The sequence below is a fragment of the Bacillus sp. FSL R5-0712 genome, from assembly GCF_038593285.1.
In the GTDB taxonomy this organism is placed as follows: Bacteria; Bacillota; Bacilli; order Bacillales; family Bacillaceae; genus Bacillus; species Bacillus safensis.
Genome location: NZ_CP151981.1, coordinates 3,604,161 through 3,628,450, shown reverse-complemented (window position 1 = coordinate 3,628,450; position 24,290 = coordinate 3,604,161). Strand labels below are relative to the sequence as shown.

Sequence of the window (24,290 nt, the reverse complement as noted above, 5' to 3'; positions counted from 1 at the left end):
GAGAAATGAAACGAATCATTCTCGCTTGTGCAGCAGGAATGTCAACGTCCATTGTGGTGTCCAAAATGAAGGCTGCCGCAGAAGCTAAAGGGCTGGATTACTATATTTATGCTATACCTGAAGGAGCCATTGCGGATGAACTAGAAGAGCATGGAGAGGATGTACAGGCGATTTTACTTGGACCGCAAGTTAGTTTTATGAAAAAAGCAGCTGAAAAAACGGCGGCACCCTATCAAATCCCTGTCGATGTCGTCAATGTGAGATTATACGGAACAGCAAACGGAGAAAAAATTCTAGAGCATGCACTGACACTAGCAAATGAATCTTGAATAATTGGAGGAGAAGCAGATGACGGTATTAGAGGAAATGCAGGGAGCAGCCTTTCAAATCATTGCCCATGCAGGCGAGGCAAGAAGTCATTATGTAGAAGCGATTCGTCTAGCAAGAGCTGATGATTTTGAAAAAGCGCAGCAGTTGATCGAAAAAGGGGAGGAAGCGTTTCGAAGCATCCACAACCTGCACTTGTCGCTGATTCAAAAAGAAGCGGCAGGTGAACAGCTTCCGTTTTCTTTACTGCTGATACACGCAGAAGATCAAATGCTCACAACAGAGACCATTCATCTGCTCGCCATCGAAATGATCGAAATGTGTAAAAAAATGAATACCCTGTCAAAATAGTTGTCAATGAATAACCAATTTCTGTTATAATCATTCGGTAGATAAAGAGAAAGCAGGATTGGTGAATGAAGAAAACATGTAGGCTGATGACGATTGGTTTTATGCTGCTGCTCATTTCGGGCTGTATGGGAATGAAGGAGCAGGCGGAAGGAAGCCAGCAAGTCGTCAAAGAGGAAAAGGGTCCATTACAAACAAAAGAGATTCAGCAGAAAAAAGAAACGGCAGTGATAGAGACAAAAGCCTGGATGAAGCAAAAGGAGCCGGTCGAGCTCCCGATTTTGATGTATCATAGTATCTCAAGCGGCAACTTGTTACGTGTGCCAAAGAGCGAATTTGCATCTCATATGAAATGGCTGAAGGACAATGACTATGTCACACTGTCGCCAGAAGAGGCGTACCGCGTTTTTACAACAAATTCGATGCCAAGTAAGAAGAGTGTCCTCATTACATTTGATGATGGATATACGGATAACTATACAAAGGCATTTCCAATTTTAAAGCAGTATGGAATGAAAGCAACGATTTTCATGATTGAGCAATCCATTGGCCGTCCAAATCACTTAACGGATGAGCAAATGGATGAGATGATGGCACATGGGATATCGATTGAGAGTCATACGATTCATCATTTAGAGCTCAATCGATTATCAAAGCAGCAGCAGGAAGAAGAGTTAAAAGGATCAAAGACATTCTTCGATCAGCGGTTTTCTCAGCGTACGAGAATGGTCAGCTATCCTGTCGGGCGCTATAATGAAGAGACGTTGAAGCTGGCGAAGGAAGCTGGATATCAAATGGCTGTCACCACTGAACCAGGACATGCGAAGAAGGAACAAGGCATGATGTCCTTGCACCGCGTCCGCATTTCACCGGGACTTTCACCAGAAAGCTTTGGCAGGCTGGTCGAAGGGAAGTAACGATCAATGTTTCACATGAAACATTTTACGACAAGTTTCACCAAAATGAATCACCGCCCATACACCTTGACATGATATGTCTTGGTTTCAACTGTTATTATAAGAGACACTTAGATAGACAGAACTTTCATTACCAGGGGAGTTCTGTTTTTTAAAATTGTCATTCAAACCCTACATCGTAAGAAACCCCTCAATGAAAGACTCAAAGTATCAAGCCCGCCAATGAAGTAACAATCAAATATTGCTCAGCAACGCAAAACTTAAGAAACCCTACATAGAAAAACCAATTGAGAAAAGAAAGGGAGAGGGAATATGTCAAACTTTTTTGGAATCGACCATGTTCAACTAGCTGCCCCAAAAGGCAGTGAAGAGAAAGCTCGTTTGTTTTTTGGTGAAATTTTAGGGATGAAAGAAATACCTAAGCCTAGTAATTTAGCTAAACGAGGAGGTGTCTGGTTCCAATGCGGTCATCATCAGCTTCATATTGGCATTCAGGAACATTTTCAAGCTGCAAAGAAAGCTCATCCAGCTTTTCTTGTAAAGAGCCTATCGGAATTAAAAGAGGTATTATTGAAGCATCAGATTAGTATAAAAGAAGATGAGCCATTGGAGGGAGCCAATCGGTTTTATGTAGAAGATCCTTTTGGGAATCGAATTGAGTTTTTAGAGAGAAGAGACTAGAAGACAAAAATAAGGCTGTCGAGATTTCCTCGACAGCCTACTTGTTATTGATAAACGGGATAGCCCGTTATTTTAATATCTTTTCCAAGTGGTTCCACGGTGAGTTGATCCAGTTCAATGGCATCACTCATGAGGCGTATGCCTTCGCCTCCGAAAAAGGAAGGGGAAAGTCGTCCGCCAATGAGCTTAGGCGCCATATAGATGACCAATTTATCTACAAGCTGCTGTTCTAAGAACGAGGCGTTAATCTGGCCGCCGCCTTCAATCATGAGAGAGGAGATATTTTTTTCTCCCAGCACTTGAAGCACTTCTTGCAGGGGCACCCGCGTGTCGCTGTCTGTCATGAAGACACGAACGCCAGCTTCTTCTAAGGCCGCTCGTTTTTCCTCATCGGCTTGCTTTGTTGTAAAAATCCATGTAGGTGCCATCTGATCGGTGACGATCTTTGCTGTCAGTGGTGTTGACAGCTTTGAGTCTAAGACAATTCGAATCGGATTGTTTCCATTTGGAATCCGCGCAGTTAATGAAGGGTCATCGTGAATGACGGTTTGAGCACCGACCAAAATCGCATCATTGATACTGCGGATATGGTGAGCATCATAACGGGATGTCTCAGATGTAATCCACTTGCTGTCAGACGTGGAAGAGGCGATTTTCCCATCTAAGGTAATGCCCGCTTTGAGCGTCACAAAAGGTGTTTTTTTCGTAATAAAGTGATTAAATACTTCATTCATCAAAATGGATTCCTGTTCAAGTACGCCCGTGATGACTTGGATACCCGCGTCTTGTAAAATGGCAATCCCGCGGCCAGCGACAAGCGGGTTTGGATCAAGTGCCGCCACGACAACGGTTTCGACGCCGGCTTTCACAAGCGCTTCCGCACAAGGGCCTGTACGTCCATGGTGGGAGCAAGGCTCAAGGGTCACATAAATCGTGGCTCCTTTTGCCTTGTCCCCGGCCATGTTAAGTGCATGAATTTCAGCATGCGGTTCACCGGCTTTCATATGAGCACCGACTCCAACAATTTCATTCTCTCGCACAATCACAGCCCCGACGAGCGGATTCGGAGATGTCTGACCTTTCATTGCCCATGCATTATCAAGGGCTAGCTTCATATATCGCTCATGATGTGGCAATCGTACGCACCTCTTGCTCCGCCTTCATGTGACCTGAGCGGTTGATTTTTGTCTGCAAGTATTTTTCGTTAAATTCAGAGACATCTCCCCAAAGCGGAATGCGTCCAGAAAGTGATAAACCTGCATGGCTGATCGCATCTGTCTTTTTCGGGTTATTGGTAATGAGTCTGACCGGCTTTGTACGAAGTGTTTGAAGAACGGCAATGGCTTCTTCGTATTGACGTGTGTCATCTTCAAAACCAAGTGCTTCGTTCGCTTCTACTGTATCGTAGCCGTTTTCTTGAAGAATATAAGCCATGGCTTTACTGAAAAGACCAATGCCGCGGCCTTCATGATTGGCTAAGTAAAACAGGGCTCCCGCTCCATTGTCCTCAATCATTCGCATAGACTGCTTCAATTGGAATCCACAGTCACAGCGCTTGCTTCCGAAAATATCGCCAGTGTGGCAAATGGAATGCATGCGGATAAGAGCTTCGTCAGCGTGCTCAAAATCCCCATATACAAGAACGCTTGACTGCTGATGATCAGCAAGCTGGCGGGACGAGAGGCTTTCAATTAAAGCTTCATCCGACAATGGCTCTTTTCCATCATCTTTTAACCATGAATACCAGTTAAACATGACGGTTCTGCCGTCTAAATTCACTGGGAGTTTAATGGGTCCAGTGATATATATATACCCGTCTTCTTGCTGTACTCGTTTGATTTTATCTTTTAATATGGCTGTTTTAAGCTCTGTGTGTTTGTCCATATTCTGCACCTTCTTTTTAGTCTGTTTCTTCAATCTGTAAACGAACGAGAACGCCAAATGGATCAACAAATTCGCTGCTTTTTCCTGTCGTGTTGACTTGAGTGCCTGCTTTTGTCAGGCGTTCGATGACGGATTGTCTGTCTGCTTCTTCTGGGAAAACCAGTGTATAGCTTCTAATTCCTGAGAAACGTGGATCAATGGCTCCTTTTCGTCCGCGTCCCCATGCATTAAAGGCAAGGTGGTGGTGGTATACACCAGCGGCGATAAATAGGCTTGCTGGTGGAGCCATTCGGATATGAAAACCGAGCGTATGGACATAAAAAGGATCTGCTTCTTCTGGGTTGAGATGGAAATGCAAGTGTCCCATCACTGTGCCCGCAGGGAGTCCTTCCCATGTGGTATCAGCGGCTTCCTGCAGGAGTCCATCTCCATCAAGCGGTGAATTTCCGCCACCTTTCAGTTCTCCATGCTCACCTACCCAAATGTCCTGAGGACGGTCCGCATAAATTTCTACGCCAATGCCGTCAGGATCACTTAAATAAATGGCTTCACTGAAAAAGTGATCGCTTGCTCCAATTAAAGGATAGCCTTTTTTGATCACATGTGCCAGCCATGTGCCCAGGTTTTTTCTGGTAGGTAATAAAACAGCAAAATGATAAAGTCCTGGCTCATGATCAGGCTTCTCTTTGAGCTGTGCATCTTCTTTTAACAAAAGAATCGGTTCCTTTGCATTGCTGCCAAGTGTCACCGTGGAATCTGTTTTTTCTAATATAGAAAATCCTAAAATGTCTGTATAAAAAGGTAAAGAACGATCAAAGCTGGACACATGTAATTCTGTCACACCCAGCCTTAGCTGCTCAATTGTCTTCAAGCTCGGTCATCTCCTTCATGATATATGCATCGGCATGTTCAAATGTTTTTGAAAATCTATAAAAAATAAATACCTTGTTACTTTTAGTAACTAAACTATATAATAGTTAGTGACTTATTTCAAGTAATTAATTATGTTATAATGAAAAAAAGAGAAAAAAGCAGGAGGGAGTAAGATATGGCACAAGTAGATGGCTGCCCAATTACAGATGCCATGGAGATTCTAGGCAAGAAATGGGTCATTCTCATCATCAATCAGCTTCTGACAGGGCCTAAGCGTTTTTGTCAGCTTGAAAATGAAATGAACATCAGCGGAAGATTACTATCAGAAAGGCTGAAGGATTTAGAAGCTGAGGGACTTGTTGAGAAAAAAGTATATCCCGACATTCCAGTGCGGATTGAATACGAATTAACGGTGCAAGGGAAGAAAATTGAACCGATTATTCGTGAAATGTATGCTTGGTCTTTAGAGCGTAAAAACAGCAAAATGGAGGAACATGTTCCTTCTTAATCCATTTCGATCAGTGTGTCTGATCGAAATTTTTTTGTGTGATTTTCCAGAAAACTAAGACAATAGTATGAAAAATGATATTGACAATTATTTCACCCATTATATAATATCAAGGAGAAGAGGGTTCTTTTCCCTGTAATGGAATGGAGGTTATGCCATGGTATTATGAATGGGACAGATTGCCTAAAACTCTTATCAATCCATCATTTAGAAGCAGACATCTTTGACTTTAGGAAGCAAAGATTTATTTTTTTAACTCAATTGATAATGATTATCATAATCATCTATAGGTGTGTTCCAGCACTTATGAAGGTTATTTTTTTTATTGTCTATTGAGAATAATTATCAATATCATTTAGGAGGGCTCATATGAAAGTCATTCGTTCAACATCACCCGTATTATTATTCCTTAGTTTTGTTCTATTATTTGCTCTAGCTCCTGTTAGCTCAGCCTCAGCAGCTGGCTTAGCAGATGGTCAATATTCAGCGCAATATGTGGTATGGAAGGCTGATAGCGATTCGACTTCAACAGCGAATACGTATTTCGAAAAACCAGCCAAGCTTGTCGTCAAGGATGGAAAAATCAAAGCGCAAGTCACGTTAACGAATAGCTCTTGGATCACAAGCTTTAAAACGTTCGATCAAGGTGTCTACAAAGATGCGAAGGTGATTAGTACAAATACAGCTGCGAATAAGAGGACAGTAGAATTCAATGTGAACAGCCTGACTGAGGTCGTACCAGCAAAAGTGAGTGTGACTGTACCGGCTATCGGATATACAGGCAATTACGACATTCGTCTCAAGTTTGATGCGGCATCTGTTCAATAAAAAGGGAGGAAATTCGCTTGATGAAAAAAAGAATGAGGCTGTCAGTCTTCATGGCGGTTTTTTTACTGGCACTTATGCTGCCTTTTTCAAACGCACAGGCTGCCGCATTAAAGGATGGTACATACTCCGTCAATTATACAGTGCTGAAAGCTGAAGGAAATGCGGTCTCAATGGCAAATGATTACTGGCTGAAGCCAGCAAAAGTGATAGTGAAAAATGGGAACCTGACAGTGCAAATGACGATTAAAAATAGCAGCTGGGTAACGGAATTTAAAGTACCAGGAAATGGCGGCTATGTCGATACAACCGTTCTCTCAACAAATAAAAAAGCCAATACAAGGCTAGTTCAGTTCCAGGCTCAAAGCTTGTCTAAACCAATCACGTCAAAAATTCATGTCACTGTGAAATCTGCTGATTATGATCATGATTACACCATTCAGCTGAAATTTGATGAAAGCAGCATCAAGTCACTTTCGTCTAACAGTGCAAAGCAATCAGCGGGTGCAGCAGAAAGTCAGCAGCCATCAAAAGAATCAACGAACAAAGCTGATTCATCCACAACGAAACAAGAAGAAAATCCTCAAACTGGTGATACAAGCCAAATAGGGTGGCTCCTTGTGCTTGTCTTATGTTCAGGCGGGTTTTTAGCAAGAAAGTGGATCATCAAGCATTAACGGAAGGAAGTGTCACCATTTGAAACGTCTTTTTCATCTAAAGGCAGCCATTCTGCTCGTTTTATTCAGTTTGTTGACTGCGTTTCAGATTCCTCAAGGAACAGCTCAAGCGGCATCATTTGTTGATGGTGAATACACAGTCGGATTCACCATTTTAAAAAACGGCAGCACAGAAGCGTCCATGATGGATACCTATACAGAAAAGCCAGCTAAGCTGATTGTGGAAAATGGCAAGAAAACAGCCTATGTCACACTGAAGCAAAGCAAAGAAATAACAGATTTCAAGGTCGAACAAAATGGTGCTCTCGTTACCACTGAAACGGTCAGTGAGGACGAAGCAGCCAATACACGCGTGATCAAATTTACTGTCGACGACTTATCAGCGAAATTAAACGGCTGGGTGAAAATTTACTGGGATTTAGGCGGCTTTATTTATGACGAAGCATATGACGTACAGCTTGCATTTGATCAAAGCAGCCTAACACTCGTTACGCCTGCAAAACCAGACGATAATGAAACAAAGCCAGATGACCAAAACAGTACAAAGCCAGATGGTAACGAAACAAAACCAGATGACCAAAACGGTACAAAACCAGACGATCAATCGACAACACCAGGCAATAACAATGGCACAAAACCAGATGATTCTGCGCAAAATCAATTAAAAGATGGCGTATATCGTATTAATTACAGTGTGCTAAAAGGGGATACGGATGAGGCATCTCGAATGAGTGATTACTTCTCACACCCTGCATCCTTAACTGTCAAAAATGGAAAGCAAACCATTTCCTTTACGGTGAAGGACCATAAGTCTGTCGCTTCTTTAAAAACAGAGAAAAACGGTTCTTATCAAGAAGCCAAAACAGTCAGCAAGGATGAAGCAAAGAATACAAGAGTGGTTTCATTTGATGTAGATGATTTGAAAAACGAGGTCAAAGGAAAAGTACACATTGTAGTAGCAGCCGCTAACTATGACCAAACCTACGATATTCGTTTTCAATTTGATTCAAAGAGTATCGCTCCAGTGAAGGACGGGCAGGTGGTAGAGGAAGAAAAACCAGCTGCACCAGAAACACCAAAACCAAACACACCAACAACAGAAACAAATAACGGCGGAGCAAATCAAGAGACGGCTCAGCTAAAAGATGGTGTATACAAGCTTCCTTTCTCAATGAAGAAAGCAGATAAGGATGAGCTTTCTCGCATGAACGATTACGTTGTGAGTCCTGCGACACTGGTTGTAAAAAATGGCCGCCATTTCGTTTCATATACAGTGAAGAACAGCTCAGCCATCACGTCATTCCAAGTAGGAACAGGCGGAAAGTTTGAAGAGACACTTGTCGCGAAAACAGATCAAAAAGCAGATACACGTGTCATTCAATATGAAGCAAAAAGTTTAAGTGGAGCTCAGGCTGCACGCGTAAAGATTGATATTCCAGCTGCAAACTACCATGAGCAGTACGATGTCAAACTTGTCTATAATACAAAAGGAATCGCTCCTGGTGAGGGAAGCGGAATTTCAACAGTCATTGGAGACGATGAGAGCATCGGCTTTGTCAAAAATCCAAATGATCACGATTCTCAAACAAATCAACTTGAGAATGCAGCACCTGAGGAAACGGGTGCGGAGCAGATGACATTTACGCCATCAGATGATCAAACCAAATCTGAGTCTGGACAGCTGAATCCGAAAACGGGAGATACCTCTCTTCTTTGGGTGTATATTCTTTTATTCGGCGCTTCGTTATTCGTACTCGTTAGAAAATATCAAACACGGACAAGATAGTTCGTTTTATTTTAAGTGAGATGCGCCTTTTACCTCGGCGCATCCACTCTCTTTTTTCGAAAGGGGGCTTCTGTTTTTGAAGTATCGAATATTATGTACCTTGATCGCTGCCTTCACCTTCAGTGTGTGCATGATCTTATCGGGCTGCTCACAGTCAGCTGAAAGCTCAGCAAAAGGCAAAAAAAGTGCTGAATCAAGTGAGCGCATTGTGGCAACGACTGTAGCTGCTGCGGAGATCATGGATGCTTTAGAGGTGGATCTTGTCGGGGTGCCAACAAGTCAAAAATCCTTGCCAGCTCGTTACAAAGGACTGCCGGAAGTCGGCAACCCAATGAGCCCGGACATGGAAATCATCCAATCACTTCAACCGACAGATGTCCTGTCTGTCACAACCCTTCAATATGATTTAGAGACACCCTTTCAGCAAGCAGGTGTCCCTGCTACATACTTAAATCTTGAGAGCATGTCCAACATGGAGAAGGCCATCACGAAGCTTGGGGATAAGTATGACAGGAAGAAGCAGGCTGAGCGCATTGTGTCTGCGTTTGAGCAAAAAAAGAAAGACATACAAGAGAAGACAAAAGGAAAACGCAAGCCGTCCGTTCTGATTTTGCTTGGTGTGCCAGGCAGTTATTTGGTGGCGACAGAAAATTCATATATTGGTGATCTTGTACGTATCGCAGGAGGAAAGAACATTGTGGAAGGCGAGAAAATGGAGTATTTGGAATCCAATACGGAGTATTTACAAAAAGCCAATCCAGATATCATTCTCCGAGCCGCACATGGGATGCCGGATGAAGTCGTCAAAATGTTTGATCAAGAATTTAAAACAAATGACATCTGGAAACATTTTAATGCGGTCAAACAAGACCGGGTGTATGACCTCGAAGAAAGCTTATTCGGGACAACAGGCAATTTAAAGGCAGCAGAGGCATTAGATGAATTGACTCGTATGTTGTATCCGTCATAAGTTTGCGAATCTTAATGATAAAAGGACGTTCAAGATGAAAAAAACAGGATTTTTATTTTTGATAGTCAGTCTCTTACTGGTCTGCGTGTTTATTTATTCAGCCATTACTGGGAGCATTCATGTGACCCCAATTGAATTATTAGAAGGGCTCATCACCGGTCAACATGCACAGGTAGAAATCATTAAAGATTTGAGAATCCCCCGCGTGCTCATCGCGATGTTTACAGGGGCCGCCTTATCTGTCTCCGGTGTACTGCTGCAGTCGGTCATGAGAAATCCGTTAGCTGATGCCGGCGTCATTGGGATTTCATCAGGAGCCAGCTTCTTTTCATTAATGGCGATTACAGCGCTTCCTCAATTTTATTTCTACTCACCTTTATTTTCGGTATTAGGCGGGGCGATTGCGTGTTTCCTCGTGTACGTTCTGTCTTGGAAGGGTGGTTTAAGCCCGATCCGCATGATCTTAGTTGGGATTGCCATCAATGCCATGTTTACTGGGATGGCTGAAGCTTTTGTGACCATTTGCAGCTATTTCAATATCACAATTAATCAGTCAGGACAGTCGAATCTCACGATGAAAACGTGGGGAGATGTCCGTTTAATCGGTGTTTATGGTGTCGTTGGCCTTGTCGTGGCACTTTTCTTCAGCAGATGGTGTAACCTGTTGGCTCTTCAAGACAAGACAGCGAAAAACTTAGGCTTGCGTGTGACCAGAATGCGCCTTTTGATTTCCATCACAGCCGTTTTACTTGCGGCAGTGACAGCAGCAGTAGCGGGCGTAATAGCCTTTGTCGGCTTGCTCATTCCGCACATTTCAAGAAGGCTTGTCGGCTCGGATCACCGAGTACTGATTCCATTTTCTGCGTTAAGCGGGGCTTTGCTTATTTTGACGGCTGATACGCTTGGCAGGACGCTTGTGGCGCCAAATGAGATTCCTGCTTCTACGATCATGGCCGTGATTGGCGGGCCGTTTCTGATCTTTTTATTAAGAAGGGGGGACCGTCTCCATGGACATTCGTGAGGTGTCATTCTCATATGACCAGCAGAAGGACATCGTTCAATCGGTCACAACACAGATTGAAAAGGGGAAAATCACAACCATTATCGGTCCAAATGGATCGGGAAAATCCACACTGCTTTCCTTAATGGCAAATAATCATTGTCCAAATAAAGGGCAGATTCACTTAGACGGGCAAGCGCTGAATGCGTTCAAGCCAAAGGAGCTGGCAAAAAAGCTGGCTGTCGTCCATCAGCAAAATGAAGCACCTCTTGATTTAACGATCGAACGGGTCGTGGCATTCGGCAGAACGCCGTACCAGACAATGCGCGGAGGAGACAAGGAAGAGGATGAGAGAGCGATAGAGTGGGCGCTGTCCAGTACAAAGCTAACGGACAAACGAAAGGTGCCGCTCGCCTCACTGTCAGGTGGAGAGCGGCAGCGTGTATGGATTGCGATGGCACTTGCGCAAAAAACACCGATCCTTTTCTTAGATGAACCGACAACTTATTTGGATATCTACTATCAATTTGACATTCTTGAGCTGATTCGTGAGCTGAATGCCAGGCATGGATTAACCATTGTCATGGTGCTCCACGATATGAATCAGGCTGTCCGCTACAGCGATATCATCATAGCGATGAAGGATGGACAGATTATCAGTGAAGGACAGCCAAACGATGTGTTAACAGAGGAAAACGTGCGGCACATTTATGATGTGTCCGTGACTATTAGACAGGATGCAGAAACAGGAATGTACATCGTGCCTGTTGGCATATAAGCTGGGCAAAAAGCAGGTGAGACAGTGTGAAACGAGGAAAAAAGCTCTGGCAGCGGATGCTGACGATTGTTTGTTTAGGCGTATTTATTTATAGCGGTACAGCTATCGGCTTCGAGCTTTTCGGTTATTATCAAAATCGCCAGGTGCTTGCAAAGGCCCAGACGATGTATGGACATGAAGAAATGAATGAAAAACGGGAGTCGGGAAATATCCGTTCGTCATTTGATGAGTTGCGGAAGGTGAATGAGGACATTGTCGGCTGGATCAATATGGAGGATACGATGATTCAGTATCCGATCGTTCAATCTCGCGATAATGCGTTCTACTTAACTCGTAATTATTTAAAAAACGACACCCGGGCAGGCAGTATCTTTATGGATTATCGTAATGATGTCCTGCATGAAAGCCCAAATACAGTGGTGTACGGCCATCGGATGAGGGATGGATCCATGTTTGCTGGACTCACAAACTATCTAAAAAAAGATTTCTTCCATGAGCACCGGACATTTCAGTACGATACGCTGTATCAAAGCTATGAAGCGGAGATTTTTGCCGTGTATGAAACGACGGTTGACTTCGATTATATTCAAACCGATTTTCAGGATCTTGGCGAATATGCCCATTACTTGCAAGCTGTGCGGAAGAAATCAATCTATCAAACGAAGACAGACGTGTCCACAGATGACCTCATCCTCACCTTATCGACCTGTGATCATGTACTTGCACCTAAAAACGGGCGTCTTGTGGTACAGGCAAAGCTAAAGAAAGTTTACTAGAAAAGGAGAGACAGACGGTTGAAATTTTCACATGTGATCTTGGCGGGACTCGTCTTGATGCTTCTCCTCGGCGGATGCAGTCAGGCAGCACCTGTAGAGAAAGAAAGCGTGGCAGGAGCGCTGAAGATAAAGGATTTTACCGGAAGAACGCTGTCATTTGATGAATCCCCTCAGCGTATCGTTGCCTTATCGACCGGGGACTTGAGCATTCTATATGCTTTAGGCGGTGAGGCGGTCGGCAGGCCAACTGCCGAGTTACCAGACAGCTTACAAAAGGCAAAGTCCGTACAAACGATTGGCACAACGCATCAATTTGATGTAGAGCTGATCACAAGCTTAAACCCTGATGTTGTGCTTGGAAATGAACAATTAAACAGCAAGGACATCTCTACAATAGAAGGAATTGGTTCACAGCTTCTTTTGACAAGCGCCAATTCAGTGAAGGACATCCAGCGCCAAATTTCGTTATTTGGGGAGTTGCTTGGGAAGCAGCAAAAGGCTAAAGCACTCAATGATCAAATTGTTGAGCGGAAAAAGCAGGTCAAGCAGCCTAAGAAAAAAGTAAAAACACTCGTTGTGTACGGTGCACCCGGCACATATATGGCGGCGCTTCCTCAATCCTTAAGCGGAGATTTACTGCATATCGCTGGGGGTGCAAACATTGCTGAGAATGAACCAGCACTCGAAAAATTCCCTCAATACGCCCAAATCAATGCAGAAATGGTGATCGAAGCCGATCCTGATCTCATTCTGCTCATGACACACAGCAATCCTGAAGATGTGAAAGCGGGCTTTATGAGTGAAATGAAACAGAATGCAGCATGGCACGACGTATCAGCTGTCAAAAATGGCCGCGTGGAGATTCTGCCTAGTGATTTATTCGGGACAAATCCAGGCGCAGACGTCATCAAGGCGATTGATGAACTAGAGAAGAGATTGAAGCGATTGTCATCATGAAGGTGAATGCAGAGTTAGATTTTCAAAAAAGACAGTCAAGACGAAGGTGGCTGATACCAGGACTGCTTCTTTCGCTAGGTGTGGGCATATGTCTAGGGCTTGCATTAGGTTCTGTTCAATTATCGCTGCCAGATTTGATCGCTGCTTTGACGGGATCAGGCCAGCCTGTCCATGAAAAAATCGTCATGGATTTACGCCTGCCGCGCGTTCTCATAGGCTTCATCGTCGGGGCCTGTCTCGCAGCATCAGGAGCGATTTTACAAGGAGTCGTCCGAAATCCACTCGCTGACCCTGGCATCATCGGAGTGACCGCCGGCGGTGGATTAGCTGCTGTACTCAGCATGATTGTGTTTCCACAATTCACGTATCTGCTTCCAGCGGCTGCCTTCCTTGGCGCTTTATTAGCGGCACTCGTTGTGTATATCCTGTCATTTGACCAAGGGGTTTCGCCACTGAAATTGATTCTGGCGGGAGTGGCAGTCAATGCCCTGCTTGGTGCGGTCATGAATGGGTTGATGGTGCTTTATAGTGAGCGTGTACAGGCTGTTCTGCCTTTTTTATCAGGAGGGTTAAATGGACGGAGCTGGCATCATCTGAGCTTTGTGTCACCCTATGCGCTTGCCGGTTTGTGTCTTTGTTTTTTTGCGATCAAGCCCGCAAATCTTCTTTTACTTGGTGATGAGTCAGCGCAGCTGCTTGGCCTTAGAGTCGAGCGAACCCGTTTTTTCTTAATTGCACTGGCGGCGCTTTTGGCGGGTGCAGCGGTAAGCGTGAGCGGTTTAATTGGATTTGTCGGTCTTGTCGTTCCTCATTTTATCCGCCTTTTAATTGGAGATGACTACCGGTACCTGCTTCCGATCTCAATGCTGGGCGGCGGCGTACTTGTGGTCTTTGCTGATACAGCAGCACGGGTATGGTTTACACCGGTTGAACTGCCTGTTGGTATTCTGCTTGCCTGTATTGGTGCACCTTTCTTCCTCTATTTATTAAAAAAGAAAGGGAGGGGTTAAGTTGGATGTGATTGCGATGGATGACGTGAGCCTCAGTCAAGGAGGCTTTCGGCTGTCGTCTATTTCAGCAGCTGTGCCTAAAGGGAGTGTAACAGGAATTATTGGACCGAATGGGTCAGGGAAGTCGACGTTTATTAAAGCGGCCGCACGCCTTACGTCGATCGAAAGCGGCATGATTTATATTCACAATATCCCGCAAAAAGAAATGACAGCACAGGAGATTGCACAGGAAATTGCCGTTCTGATGCAGACGAGAACTGCCATCCCATCGATGACAGTACGTGAGCTGGTTGCACTTGGACGCAGTCCGCATCGTTCGATCTGGAAAAAGAGCTCGCAGACAGATCAGGAAGCGATAGAGTGGGCGCTTGATGTGACCAATAGCCGCGTGAATGAAAACAGGATGCTGCATACATTGTCAGGCGGAGAAAGGCAGAAGGCGTATATTGCAATGGCACTGGCTCAGAAGACAGAGACGATTATTCTGGATGAGCCTACCACTTACTTAGATATTGCGCACCAGCTTGATTTACTAGAGCTGCTCAAACAGCTGAATGAAACGCATGGGATCACCATTTTAATGGTTCTTCATGACCTGCAGCAGGCAGCAAAATATTGTGACCGCCTGATTGCGATGAAGCGTGGTCAGGTTTACCAAATAGGGACACCAAACGAAGTATTAACAGAAAACTTTTTCAAAGAAGTCTTTGGGATTCAGGCAGAGGTTCACTTAGATGGAGAGCATCCGCTCATTATCCCAATCGCTTCGATCCAACAACAAAAGGGAGATGAATCAAACATGATCATTGTAAACAACCAGGTTAGAGTAGAAAAAGGCAGTGCAGACCACCTCGTCAAGCGTTTTAACAAGCAGGGACAAGTAGAATTCATGGAAGGATTTTTAGGCATGGAAGTCTGGGTCACACAGCAGACAACTGATTACGATGAAGTGACCATTCATACCCGCTGGAATCGAAAAGAAGATTTTGTGAACTGGACAAAATCTCAGGCATTTGGAGATGCACACGCTCACGGAAAAGCGAAACCTGAAGGGCTATTAAAAAACAAAATTACGTACTATGAAGTACAAGTGACAAGACCTGCTTTACAGAAAAAAGCTTAAAATAGAAACACAGCGCTGCGGCCCACATGCAGCGCTCTTTTTTTGCGGTTTTTTATTTTCCGTCACATATTGTTGACAAAGTATTCAAATAACTGACACAATACCATCCAATTTTTAGGTAAAATTTACTTTATTTTTGAAGCGTATGGGTGTAAAGTACAGGTATAAATAACTAACCGAATGAAAATCAAGAGTAAAATTTCACCGAGTGAACCATTTCAAATGGGCTTTTATTTGTGAAACATTGAACAAATAGTGAACATTTTGTGAAATGGTGAGCATGAATCGTTCGGCATGTGAAAGTAAGGGAGGATGTAAGGCTGTGAGTGAGCTGTTTTTAGCAAGATTTCAATTTGCTTCAACGACATTATTTCATTTTATTTTTGTTCCTATGTCAATAGGTTTGGTGTTTATCGTCGCATTGATGCAGACCCTTTATGTCGTCAAGAAAAAAGACATCTATAAAAAGATGGCGAAGTTTTGGGGTCACCTGTTCTTACTTAACTTTGCAGTAGGTGTGGTAACAGGGATTCTGCAGGAATTTCAGTTTGGGATGAACTGGTCAGATTATTCAAGGTTTGTCGGTGATGTCTTTGGTGCACCGCTTGCCATTGAAGCGCTTTTGGCCTTTTTCCTTGAATCTACATTTATTGGACTTTGGATATTCGGCTGGGATCGTCTGCCGAAGAAAATTCATTTATTGTGCATTTGGCTTGTTTCCCTTGGTACGATCTTTTCGGCGTTTTGGATTTTACTCGCCAACTCATTTATGCAGGAGCCAGTTGGATTTGCCATTAAAAATGGCCGTGCAGAAATGAATGATTTTGGCGCTCTTGTGACGAACCCGCAGCTTTGGGTTGAGTTCCCGCACGTTCTGTTTGGTGCACTGGCAACAGGAGCTTTCTTTATTGCAGGAGTTAGTGCCTATAAAATGATTAAAAAACAAGAAATCGCCTTTTTCAAAAAGTCATTCCAGATTGCGATGGTCCTCGCTTTAATTTCCGGCTTAGGTGTGGCGTTCTCTGGACATGATCAAGCGAAGCATTTAATGAAATCACAGCCAATGAAAATGGCAGCAAGTGAAGCCCTTTGGAAGGATAGTGGAGATCCAGCGGCTTGGACACTATTTGCCAACATTGACACAGATAAAAAAGAAAACTCTGCGGAGATCAATATTCCGTTTGCCTTAAGTTATTTGGCTTATTCGAAGTTCAGCGGAGACGTTCCAGGTATGCTGACACTTCAAAAAGAATATGAAGCCAAGTTTGGTCCCGGGGACTATATTCCGCCAGTGAAAACAACATTCTGGAGCTTTAGAATCATGGTCGGTGCAGGAATGCTGATGATTTTTGCTAGTATGATTGGCTTGTACTTAAGCTTTAGAAAGAAACTTGAAACAAACAAATGGTATTTACGCTTCATGGTATGGATGATTGCGTTCCCGTTTATTGCGAACTCAGCCGGCTGGATCATGACTGAGATCGGGCGTCAGCCGTGGACCGTCTTTGGCATGATGACGACGGCTCAATCGATTTCACCGAACGTATCGTATGGCATGCTGTTATTCTCAGTCATTAGCTTCACGGCGATGTATCTGATTCTTGCTATTGTGCTCGCTTACTTATTCATTCGAGAAATTAAAAAAGGTGCACATTCTGAAGAAGATACAGATCAAAAGGATGAAACGGACCTGTCTACAGATCCATTTGATGGAGGCGCATATCATGGCATATCTTAACGAGATTTGGTTTATTCTTGTCGCAGTATTGTTTGTTGGATTTTTCTTCTTAGAAGGATTTGATTTTGGTGTCGGGATGTCCATGCAGCTGCTTGGAAAGGACGCGCACGAGCGCCGCATTTTAATCAATACGATTGGTCCTTTCTGGGATGCGAATGAGGTCTGGCTGATTACAGCTGGCGGCGCTATTTTCGCTGCATTTCCTAACTGGTATGCCACGATGTTCAGCGGATACTATATTCCGTTTGCGGTTCTCCTCTTAGCGCTCATTGGGCGCGGGGTCGCCTTTGAATTCCGAGGGAAGGTTGAGAAAGCCTCTTGGATCAAGGTGTGGGACTGGGTCATCTTCTTTGGCAGTCTGCTTCCGCCATTTTTACTAGGTGTATTATTCACGAGTATTTTACGCGGGATGCCAATTGATCAAGACATGAACATGTACGCTGGTTTTACGGACTTTGTGAATCTTTATTCAGTGATCGGCGGGGTAGCTGTGACAGTTCTGTGCCTGCTGCATGGCTTGATTTTCGTCACACTTCGTACAGAGGGTGAATTAAGAGATCGTGCAAGAAAACTGGGCCAGCGTGTCCTGCTTATTGCACTCCCTGTTCTTGTTATTTTTGTCGGTGTGTCCATCATAGAAACAGACATTTATACCGTACGCCCGATCATCACCATTCCGTTAACTGTGCTGATTGTGGCTTGTTATATAGCTGCTCTTGTTTTGATGAGAAAAGAACGTGATGGCTGGACATTCTTATTCACAGGCGCAGGCATCATGGTGACGGTGTCCATGCTGTTCACTGCATTGTTCCCGCGCGTCATGATTAGTTCAATCAGCCATTCATTTGATCTCACGATTCAAAACGCTGCATCTGGATCTTATTCACTGACGGTCATGACGATTGTGGCCATTTCTTTGCTGCCCTTTGTGCTTGGGTATCAAATTTGGAGCTATTACGTCTTCCGTAAACGTGTAAGCGGTAAGGAGCCAATGACCTACTAATGGATAAACGTTTGCTTCAACTAAAAGGAATGAGAGGGCTTCTTGCCCTCTTAGGTATTGTGTCACTCATCCAAGGAGCAAGTATTATTTTCCAAGCACAGTGGCTGGCACATGCCATTACAACGCTGTTTGACGGGAAAAGCCTCTCGCAGGCAACGCCATATGTCCTGCTATTTCTTGCTGCCTTTCTTGTGCGGCACGGTCTCACCTTGATTCGGGAGAAGGTCATGTTTACGTACTCTTCCCGAATTGGAGCAGACGTCAGAAAGCAGCTGCTAGACCAACTTTTTCGATTAGGGCCTGCCTTCGCAAAGAAAAAAGGGACAGGAAAGCTTGTCACATTAGCAATGGAAGGAATTGCTCAATACCGTCAGTATTTACAGCTGTTTTTGCCGAAAATGGTGAACATGGCAGTGATTCCGGCAATGGTCCTTATCTATGTGTGGACATTAGATGAAACATCGGCCGTCATTTTAATTGTGACGCTGCCTATTTTAATTATTTTTATGATTTTGCTAGGCCTTGTTGCTCAGCGTAAAGCGGCCAAACAATGGAGATCGTATGAGAAATTATCCAATCATTTTACTGACTCTCTCCGCGGCCTTGAGACGCTTCGTTACTTAGGGATCAGCAAAAAGCACTCCCGTAATATTGCGGAGGTGTCAAAGCGATATCGAAAAGCGACCATGAGCACACTGAAGGTCGCCTTTCTATCATCGTTTGCACTCGATTTCTTTTCCATGCTATCAATTGCAACCGTCGCTGTTTTTCTTGGCTTGCGATTAATTGAAGGAGAGCTTCTCTTATTGCCGGCTTTGACGGCGCCAGAGTATTTCCTGCCGGTACGTGAAGTAGGAAATGATTATCATGCGACGTTAAATGGAAAAGAAGCGAATGAAGCTATGCAGGTCATTTTAGAAGAAAAGGGCTTTCGCACGCAGGAGACACAATCTGTGCAGCTGGACAAGTGGGATGCACAATCCGTGCTCACGCTGCAAGATGTTTGTGTCCAGCATGATGAACATGCCCCTTATTCCATTCAGGATGTAGATCTCACTGTCAAAGGGAAGAAAAAAATCGGCATTATTGGTGCCAGTGGTTCAGGGAAATCGACGTTAACCGATGTCCTTGGCGGCTTTGTTGAACCGTCTTCGGGTGAAATCACGCTAAACGGCCAGCCGCTTGTTCATTTACAGATGAAGGAATGGCAAAAGGAAGTTGTCTATATGCCGCAGCATCCCTATTTATTTCACATGACATTAAGAGAAAACATTCGTTTTTATGAACCGAATGCAACAGATGAAGAAGTGGAAAGAGCTGTGCATGAGGCTGGTTTAACTCAGCTTGTCACGCAGCTGCCAAATGGTCTGGATGAGGTCATTGGAGAACAGGGAAGAGGGCTAAGCGGCGGACAGGCGCAAAGAATTGCCCTTGCTCGAACTGTGCTGGGTCAGCGGTCGATTATACTGCTAGATGAACCAACGGCGCATCTCGATATTGAAACAGAGTACGAATTGAAGAAAACAATGCTTCCACTGTTTGAACATAAACTTGTGTTCTTAGCGACACACAGACTCCATTGGATGCCGGACATGGATGAAATCATTGTCATGGATCAAGGAACCGTCGCAGAAATGGGGACACATGAATCATTAATGCAAAGAAAAGGCGTGTATTATCAATTGGTACAGGAGCAAATGGGGGCGGTCACACATGATCAGTAAAGGCTGGTTTATACCTTATATCAAGGAGAATCGAAAGCTGTTTGCCTTGGTTTTATTTTTAGGAGCCATTGCGGTATTCTCTGCTTCTATGCTGATGTACACGTCGGGCTTTCTCATTTCAAAAGCCGCGACAAGACCTGAGAATATACTCATGGTCTACGTCCCAATCGTGGCTGTACGTACCTTTGGTATTTCGCGCTCTGCTGCCCGCTATGCAGAAAGGCTGGCGAGCCATCAGCTCATTTTGACAATGATTGAAAAAATGCGTGTGCGTCTGTACGACATGGCTGAACGAATTGCCAAACAGACAAAGCTGGGGACAGGTGAAATGCTTGGCCTCTTGTCAGATGATGTGGAGAGACTGCAGGATGCCTATTTAAAAACCATCTTTCCATCCATCGGTGCACTGCTTTTATATGCCGCATCCATTGGAGCACTTGGCCTTTTCTCATGGCCTTTTGCTGGACTGATGCTGCTTTATATGGCACTTCTCGTCTTCGTCTTCCCATACGTCACAGTGCTTGTGAACCGGGCAAGACAAATTCAAATGAAAAAAGGCAGAAATGAACTGTACAGCCATTTAACAGATGCAGTCATGGGCGTTAGTGACTGGCTGTTCAGCGGCAGGCAGAAAGATTTTGTTGATGGTTATGAACAAAAAGAAGCGCAGCTGTTAGCGCTTGAATCAGCAAAGCACCGGTTTATCCGCCTGCGCCAATTTTTTGCACAGCTCATCATTGGAGGAGCTGTCGTGCTTGTCGTGTATTGGAGCGGCTCGGTCGTTCAGTCAGGATCCATGTCCCACACCCTGATTGCAGCCTTTGTACTTGTGCTGTTTCCATTAACAGAAGCCTTTCTTCCGCTGTCAGATGCAGCAGGTGATATCCCTGTCTATCAGCATGCTGTCAGCAGATTACATCATTATGAAAAGCAGTCATATGAAGGAGAAACTGAGAGCGAGGCAGTGGATCAGTCAACCCTTTCTCACGATGAAGCGGTCTGTTTCAATCAGGTGTCCTTTCGGTATGACACGCATCAATATGTACTTCAAGACCTGTCCTTTTCTCTGAAGCAAGGGGAATCACTCGCACTATTAGGAAAAAGCGGTGCAGGCAAATCGACCATTTTAAAATTGTTAGAAGGGGCAGTCGTTCCAAATCAAGGAGCTGTCAGCATTCAAGGAAAACCGGTTCAAAGCATTCAAGAGAATGTGTCTGCCTATGTGTCTGTGCTCAATCAACAGCCTTATTTATTTGATACGTCTGTTTTAAACAATATCCGTTTAGGATCTCCAGAGGCGACAGAAGAGCAGGTAAAAGAAGCAGCTAGACAAGTGCAGCTGCATGATTACATCGAGTCTTTGCCAGAAGGTTATCACACAGGTGTTCAGGAGACAGGGGTTCGATTTTCAGGTGGAGAAAGACAGCGTATGGCATTAGCTCGGATTTTGCTGCAGGACACGCCGGTTGTTGTATTAGATGAACCGACCGTCGGGCTTGATCCACGGACAGAGCGTGAATTGCTTGAAACCATCTTCCGTGTGTTAAAAGGGAAAACAGTTATTTGGATAACCCATCATCTGACTGGCTGTGAGGCGTGTGACCGCATCATGTTTATTGAAGACGGACGCATTGAGATGCAGGGTCAGCATCAGGTTTTACTAAAAGAAAACAAGCGTTATCAAAAGTTGTATGAAATGGATCGTCCTTTTTCTACAATCTAAATGAAATGACAAAAACGTTCGGACAGGAAATCTCTGCCCGAACGTTTTGTGGTTTAAGGGTTTACTTTACCAACACCTGCATTTGAGATCACTTCTGATTTCACATTGTTCACGTTAAGCAAAGAGTAGTTATAAGGAGGGTTATACGTACCTGTTGAAGATGTTGGCAGACTGCCTGTGCTGTTAATATAAGAGTTGTTGATGACATGCCATGTTCCAACTTGACGGCTGTCCCAGCTTCCAATGGCATTATTGGTGTTTTCAAATACGTTGTGTTCTATTCTCATCTTTGCGCCCATACGTGAGTTAATCGCTGTTGCCAAGATGCCTTTATAATAGTTGTTATAGACATGGCCTTCCCCGAAGCGCATAGACGGTACACGAGAGTTCAGGTTTTCAAAACGGTTGTTGTGGAACGTAATTTTTCGATTATAGTTATCGTTATCGGAGCTGCCCATGAGCATTGTTTTCCAGCTGTCATGTACATAGTTCCACGAGAAGGTAATATAGTCAGAGTCATTTTTGACATCAAATAAACCATCGTAGTCATCCTTCCCAGAATTCAATGTGTTGTACAGTTCATTATGGTCGACCCATATGTTTTTAGAACCGCCTTCGATCCCGATTGCATCTTTGTCACCGATTTTGCTGTGGTGGATTTTCAAGTTGCGGATGATGATGTTATTGGCACGCCATACTTTAATGCCAATCCCATTAAATTCGCCGTTCGTCCCTTTACCGACGATCGAAACATTATTTGTATCTTTCACATCGATTTTATTGGCTGATGTATTAGAAGGGGTAATCGTCCCGTCTACTACAATTTTTAATTTTTCGTTTGTTCCTTTGTTTTTGAGGGCAGCCAATAATTCATTTCCAGTCTTGACTGTGACGGTTTTACCGCCCTCACCGCCTGTTGTGCCGCCATTTAATGTGGAGAAGCCTTGTTGATTAAAGTTGGCCATAATAGAAGGGCTTTCTGGGTATTTGGCTGCTGCCTTTGCCTCCCCGTTTGGTGCAAATAATGAAGTGACGAGACCAACAGCTAATACACCGGCTAACATTGGAACTTTTCTCTTCAAAGTCAACATCTCCATTCTTTATTTTGTTTTAATGAAAACGTTTCCAAAATAAGCTGTGATTCACCCAATCCTCCTTCCTTCACAAGCATCGCCTCATTTGGAATGTAGGAAGAGCATAGCATGCAAAAAGGTATCATCGGCTAAGGATAGGCGCAGCGTATTCCATGATTTTCTAGGAAGCTAAGCCAATGATTATTTCATTTTCATCTTCATGAGATAAGGACCATTGTCGATAGGTATGAGGATGACATCTTGATTATGGAGAGGAGGCTCTCCATTTCGTAGAAAATCAAGATGATTACGAACGCATCATTTTGTTAGAGAAGAAGGAATGCCATAATCATTACATAAGAAAAAATTGGATATAAAACGAGAATCATAGAGGATATGCTAAAAAATAAGGTTCATTTTAAACGATATTGTCATCCGTGTCGTCTCATGAGTAAGAGAAGAAAAGGAAGGAGGGGCGTGTTTGGAGCAGACAGAAGAGACATTATTGATTCAGCGGGCAAAACAGGGAGATGATGCCGCGTTTACAGCCCTTTATCGGCATCATTATTCCTTTCTTTACCGATATATGTTGAAGCTCACCCTTCAACAAGAGCTCGCAGAGGAAATCATGCAAGAAACGATGCTGAAAGCGTATATGAAACTTTCTTCATTTAGAGGAGATGCCTTATTTTCAACCTGGCTCATTTCGATTGCATCTAGGCAATTTTTAGATCACCAGAAGAAAAGAAAACGTGAACAAATGAGAGAAGGTAAAGCGAATCAGGAAGCCATACGCCGCTTTAAATGGGACGTTCAGCAAAAGGGGAACACATGGCATGACATGTGGGATGCTTTAAATGAATTAAAGGCTCAGGAGAGAGCCCCGATTATTCTCCACTATTATTATGGATTTACCTACCCAGAAATAGCTTTAATGCTCGGAATGAGAGAAGGCACTGTGAAATCGAGGGTCCATCATGGATTAAAGAAAATTCGAAAGGAGTGGGATTTATGAAGGAAGATCGTTTGACCGAACGTTTAAAAGAAGAGCTTAAGCAGCTAGACGAACAAATTGAAGTGGAAAAGCCAAGTGAGCTGGCTGTCATGATGATGCTGAAACAGGCGAAGGAACAAGAGAAAAGGCGTTTTAAACAAGAAGTGCTGGCATACATTCTGATCAGTTTGACCATTCTGGCACTCTTTGCAGCTGCCATTACCCATTTGCCTATCATCTTCATTGTTCTCCAAATAGTGAGCGTCCCCATCTGCTTTGTTGTTGGCTACAAGGAATATCAACATATCAAAGGAGGGTCTTCCTTATGAGTCAGACGGAAATGATCATCTTATTGTGCGTCTTGCCGTTATTGTTTGCACAGGGCTTTCTTTTATTTATGGATGCAAAGAAAAGAGGGCGTTACAAGTGGTTCTGGGGCATTGTCGGTCTCATTAACTTTCCATCGTCTTCTATTTTGTATTGGCTTTGTGTCGTGTTACCTGATCGAAAAAGAGGCGGGAAGCCCCGAAAAGATTGAGTGCATTCGATCAAACTTTTGACCCTTTTTTCGTTGGAAAACGAGCTAGAAATTCAT

26 protein-coding genes are annotated in these 24,290 nt (G+C 43.9%); 22 read left to right on the top strand and 4 right to left on the bottom strand.

The features are described from left to right. The first annotated feature begins 5 nt into the window (after window positions 1-5). The 4 genes from NSU11_RS18745 to NSU11_RS18730 all read left to right on the top strand — a co-directional run bounded on the left by NSU11_RS18745 (window position 6) and on the right by NSU11_RS18730 (window position 2,273). On the top strand, window positions 6-329 hold the full coding sequence (locus NSU11_RS18745; RefSeq protein WP_024427519.1) for a PTS sugar transporter subunit IIB: 324 nt from the start codon (window positions 6-8) through the stop codon (window positions 327-329). Between the two features lie 19 nt (window positions 330-348). Beyond that, entirely contained in the window at window positions 349-678 is a 330-nt protein-coding gene (locus NSU11_RS18740) for a PTS lactose/cellobiose transporter subunit IIA (RefSeq protein ID WP_024423898.1), read from the top strand. Between the two features lie 65 nt (window positions 679-743). Then, window positions 744-1,592, top strand: coding sequence for a polysaccharide deacetylase family protein (locus NSU11_RS18735; RefSeq protein ID WP_171464794.1), 849 nt, complete (start codon window positions 744-746; stop codon window positions 1,590-1,592). Window positions 1,593-1,904: 312 nt separating this feature from the next. Next, a complete protein-coding gene (locus NSU11_RS18730; protein ID WP_024423896.1) occupies window positions 1,905-2,273 on the top strand; it encodes a VOC family protein in 369 nt (122 codons plus the stop codon). Window positions 2,274-2,317: 44 nt separating this feature from the next. Here the strand turns inward: NSU11_RS18730 and ribD are convergent, their stop codons facing one another. Genes ribD through NSU11_RS18715 form a run of 3 tightly spaced genes read right to left on the bottom strand, consistent with a single transcriptional unit; the run spans window position 2,318 to window position 5,028 of the window. After that, entirely contained in the window at window positions 2,318-3,409 is a 1,092-nt protein-coding gene (gene ribD, locus NSU11_RS18725) for a bifunctional diaminohydroxyphosphoribosylaminopyrimidine deaminase/5-amino-6-(5-phosphoribosylamino)uracil reductase RibD (RefSeq protein WP_171464793.1), read from the bottom strand. Next, entirely contained in the window at window positions 3,396-4,157 is a 762-nt protein-coding gene (locus NSU11_RS18720; protein WP_024427515.1) for a GTP cyclohydrolase II, read from the bottom strand. Before NSU11_RS18720 ends, ribD begins: the two co-directional genes overlap by 14 nt. A gap of 16 nt (window positions 4,158-4,173) precedes the next feature. Further along, entirely contained in the window at window positions 4,174-5,028 is an 855-nt protein-coding gene (locus NSU11_RS18715; protein ID WP_044334348.1) for a VOC family protein, read from the bottom strand. A gap of 177 nt (window positions 5,029-5,205) precedes the next feature. Here NSU11_RS18715 and NSU11_RS18710 point away from each other — a divergent pair, with 177 nt between their 5' ends. The 15 genes from NSU11_RS18710 (at window position 5,206) to cydC (ending at window position 21,628) form a co-directional block, all read left to right on the top strand. Beyond that, window positions 5,206-5,538 (top strand): helix-turn-helix domain-containing protein, encoded by a 333-nt coding sequence (locus NSU11_RS18710; protein WP_025093788.1) that lies wholly within the window; start codon window positions 5,206-5,208, stop codon window positions 5,536-5,538. 369 nt (window positions 5,539-5,907) lie between these two features. Further along, window positions 5,908-6,366 carry an NEAT domain-containing protein gene (locus tag NSU11_RS18705; protein ID WP_025093789.1) on the top strand — a complete coding sequence of 153 codons (459 nt, stop codon included), beginning with the start codon at window positions 5,908-5,910 and terminating at the stop codon, window positions 6,364-6,366. Between the two features lie 20 nt (window positions 6,367-6,386). Next, on the top strand, window positions 6,387-7,040 hold the full coding sequence (gene isdC / locus NSU11_RS18700; RefSeq protein ID WP_206534220.1) for a heme uptake protein IsdC: 654 nt from the start codon (window positions 6,387-6,389) through the stop codon (window positions 7,038-7,040). A 19-nt stretch (window positions 7,041-7,059) separates the two neighbouring features. Continuing rightward, window positions 7,060-8,826 (top strand): NEAT domain-containing protein, encoded by a 1,767-nt coding sequence (locus NSU11_RS18695; RefSeq protein ID WP_342493723.1) that lies wholly within the window; start codon window positions 7,060-7,062, stop codon window positions 8,824-8,826. A 76-nt stretch (window positions 8,827-8,902) separates the two neighbouring features. After that, window positions 8,903-9,796, top strand: coding sequence for a heme ABC transporter substrate-binding protein IsdE (gene isdE, locus NSU11_RS18690; RefSeq protein ID WP_342493722.1), 894 nt, complete (start codon window positions 8,903-8,905; stop codon window positions 9,794-9,796). Window positions 9,797-9,830: 34 nt separating this feature from the next. Next, on the top strand, window positions 9,831-10,817 hold the full coding sequence (locus NSU11_RS18685) for an iron ABC transporter permease (RefSeq protein ID WP_039182499.1): 987 nt from the start codon (window positions 9,831-9,833) through the stop codon (window positions 10,815-10,817). Beyond that, complete coding sequence (locus NSU11_RS18680; protein ID WP_064498835.1) at window positions 10,804-11,574, top strand: ABC transporter ATP-binding protein; 771 nt, start codon at window positions 10,804-10,806, stop codon at window positions 11,572-11,574. The genes NSU11_RS18685 and NSU11_RS18680 overlap by 14 nt, the downstream gene beginning before the upstream one ends. Before the next feature lie 26 nt (window positions 11,575-11,600). Next, entirely contained in the window at window positions 11,601-12,350 is a 750-nt protein-coding gene (gene srtB, locus NSU11_RS18675) for a class B sortase (RefSeq protein WP_039182494.1), read from the top strand. An 18-nt stretch (window positions 12,351-12,368) separates the two neighbouring features. Then, window positions 12,369-13,307: an ABC transporter substrate-binding protein gene (locus NSU11_RS18670; RefSeq protein WP_342493721.1), complete on the top strand. Its 939-nt coding sequence runs from the start codon at window positions 12,369-12,371 to the stop codon at window positions 13,305-13,307. Then, complete coding sequence (locus NSU11_RS18665) at window positions 13,304-14,317, top strand: iron ABC transporter permease (protein ID WP_047202949.1); 1,014 nt, start codon at window positions 13,304-13,306, stop codon at window positions 14,315-14,317. Before NSU11_RS18670 ends, NSU11_RS18665 begins: the two co-directional genes overlap by 4 nt. A gap of 7 nt (window positions 14,318-14,324) precedes the next feature. After that, entirely contained in the window at window positions 14,325-15,440 is a 1,116-nt protein-coding gene (gene isdG, locus NSU11_RS18660) for a heme oxygenase (RefSeq protein WP_269433634.1), read from the top strand. A 322-nt stretch (window positions 15,441-15,762) separates the two neighbouring features. Then, window positions 15,763-17,178: a cytochrome ubiquinol oxidase subunit I gene (locus NSU11_RS18655; protein WP_039182485.1), complete on the top strand. Its 1,416-nt coding sequence runs from the start codon at window positions 15,763-15,765 to the stop codon at window positions 17,176-17,178. Then, window positions 17,165-18,181, top strand: a complete 1,017-nt coding sequence (gene cydB / locus NSU11_RS18650) for a cytochrome d ubiquinol oxidase subunit II (protein ID WP_342493720.1) — start codon at window positions 17,165-17,167, stop codon at window positions 18,179-18,181. The genes NSU11_RS18655 and cydB overlap by 14 nt, the downstream gene beginning before the upstream one ends. Continuing rightward, window positions 18,181-19,905: a thiol reductant ABC exporter subunit CydD gene (cydD, locus tag NSU11_RS18645; RefSeq protein WP_342493719.1), complete on the top strand. Its 1,725-nt coding sequence runs from the start codon at window positions 18,181-18,183 to the stop codon at window positions 19,903-19,905. Before cydB ends, cydD begins: the two co-directional genes overlap by 1 nt. Continuing rightward, window positions 19,895-21,628: a thiol reductant ABC exporter subunit CydC gene (gene cydC, locus NSU11_RS18640; RefSeq protein ID WP_342493718.1), complete on the top strand. Its 1,734-nt coding sequence runs from the start codon at window positions 19,895-19,897 to the stop codon at window positions 21,626-21,628. The genes cydD and cydC overlap by 11 nt, the downstream gene beginning before the upstream one ends. A gap of 53 nt (window positions 21,629-21,681) precedes the next feature. Here the strand turns inward: cydC and NSU11_RS18635 are convergent, their stop codons facing one another. Further along, complete coding sequence (locus NSU11_RS18635; protein ID WP_064498828.1) at window positions 21,682-22,719, bottom strand: pectate lyase; 1,038 nt, start codon at window positions 22,717-22,719, stop codon at window positions 21,682-21,684. 463 nt (window positions 22,720-23,182) lie between these two features. Between NSU11_RS18635 and sigY the strand changes: the two genes are divergently transcribed. Genes sigY through NSU11_RS18620 form a run of 3 tightly spaced genes read left to right on the top strand, consistent with a single transcriptional unit; the run spans window position 23,183 to window position 24,233 of the window. Further along, a complete protein-coding gene (gene sigY / locus NSU11_RS18630) occupies window positions 23,183-23,716 on the top strand; it encodes an RNA polymerase sigma factor SigY (protein ID WP_024427501.1) in 534 nt (177 codons plus the stop codon). Next, window positions 23,713-24,024 carry a YxlC family protein gene (locus NSU11_RS18625; RefSeq protein ID WP_198456649.1) on the top strand — a complete coding sequence of 104 codons (312 nt, stop codon included), beginning with the start codon at window positions 23,713-23,715 and terminating at the stop codon, window positions 24,022-24,024. Before sigY ends, NSU11_RS18625 begins: the two co-directional genes overlap by 4 nt. Beyond that, window positions 24,021-24,233, top strand: a complete 213-nt coding sequence (locus NSU11_RS18620) for a hypothetical protein (RefSeq protein WP_024423874.1) — start codon at window positions 24,021-24,023, stop codon at window positions 24,231-24,233. Before NSU11_RS18625 ends, NSU11_RS18620 begins: the two co-directional genes overlap by 4 nt. Window positions 24,234-24,290 lie beyond the last annotated feature (57 nt).

What these genes read in the sequence shown, in the direction of transcription:
- NSU11_RS18745 (WP_024427519.1), top strand. Translation starts at nt 6, where the DNA reads ATGAAACGAATCATTCTCGCTTGTGCAGCAGGAATGTCAACGTCCATT.
- NSU11_RS18740 (WP_024423898.1), top strand. Translation starts at nt 349, where the DNA reads ATGACGGTATTAGAGGAAATGCAGGGAGCAGCCTTTCAAATCATTGCC.
- NSU11_RS18735 (WP_171464794.1), top strand. Translation starts at nt 744, where the DNA reads ATGAAGAAAACATGTAGGCTGATGACGATTGGTTTTATGCTGCTGCTC.
- NSU11_RS18730 (WP_024423896.1), top strand. Translation starts at nt 1,905, where the DNA reads ATGTCAAACTTTTTTGGAATCGACCATGTTCAACTAGCTGCCCCAAAA.
- NSU11_RS18720 (WP_024427515.1), bottom strand. Translation starts at nt 4,157, where the DNA reads ATGGACAAACACACAGAGCTTAAAACAGCCATATTAAAAGATAAAATC.
- NSU11_RS18710 (WP_025093788.1), top strand. Translation starts at nt 5,206, where the DNA reads ATGGCACAAGTAGATGGCTGCCCAATTACAGATGCCATGGAGATTCTA.
- NSU11_RS18705 (WP_025093789.1), top strand. Translation starts at nt 5,908, where the DNA reads ATGAAAGTCATTCGTTCAACATCACCCGTATTATTATTCCTTAGTTTT.
- isdC (WP_206534220.1), top strand. Translation starts at nt 6,387, where the DNA reads ATGAAAAAAAGAATGAGGCTGTCAGTCTTCATGGCGGTTTTTTTACTG.
- NSU11_RS18685 (WP_039182499.1), top strand. Translation starts at nt 9,831, where the DNA reads ATGAAAAAAACAGGATTTTTATTTTTGATAGTCAGTCTCTTACTGGTC.
- NSU11_RS18680 (WP_064498835.1), top strand. Translation starts at nt 10,804, where the DNA reads ATGGACATTCGTGAGGTGTCATTCTCATATGACCAGCAGAAGGACATC.
- NSU11_RS18665 (WP_047202949.1), top strand. Translation starts at nt 13,304, where the DNA reads ATGAAGGTGAATGCAGAGTTAGATTTTCAAAAAAGACAGTCAAGACGA.
- cydB (WP_342493720.1), top strand. Translation starts at nt 17,165, where the DNA reads ATGGCATATCTTAACGAGATTTGGTTTATTCTTGTCGCAGTATTGTTT.
- cydD (WP_342493719.1), top strand. Translation starts at nt 18,181, where the DNA reads ATGGATAAACGTTTGCTTCAACTAAAAGGAATGAGAGGGCTTCTTGCC.
- cydC (WP_342493718.1), top strand. Translation starts at nt 19,895, where the DNA reads ATGATCAGTAAAGGCTGGTTTATACCTTATATCAAGGAGAATCGAAAG.
- NSU11_RS18635 (WP_064498828.1), bottom strand. Translation starts at nt 22,719, where the DNA reads ATGTTGACTTTGAAGAGAAAAGTTCCAATGTTAGCCGGTGTATTAGCT.
- NSU11_RS18625 (WP_198456649.1), top strand. Translation starts at nt 23,713, where the DNA reads ATGAAGGAAGATCGTTTGACCGAACGTTTAAAAGAAGAGCTTAAGCAG.
- NSU11_RS18620 (WP_024423874.1), top strand. Translation starts at nt 24,021, where the DNA reads ATGAGTCAGACGGAAATGATCATCTTATTGTGCGTCTTGCCGTTATTG.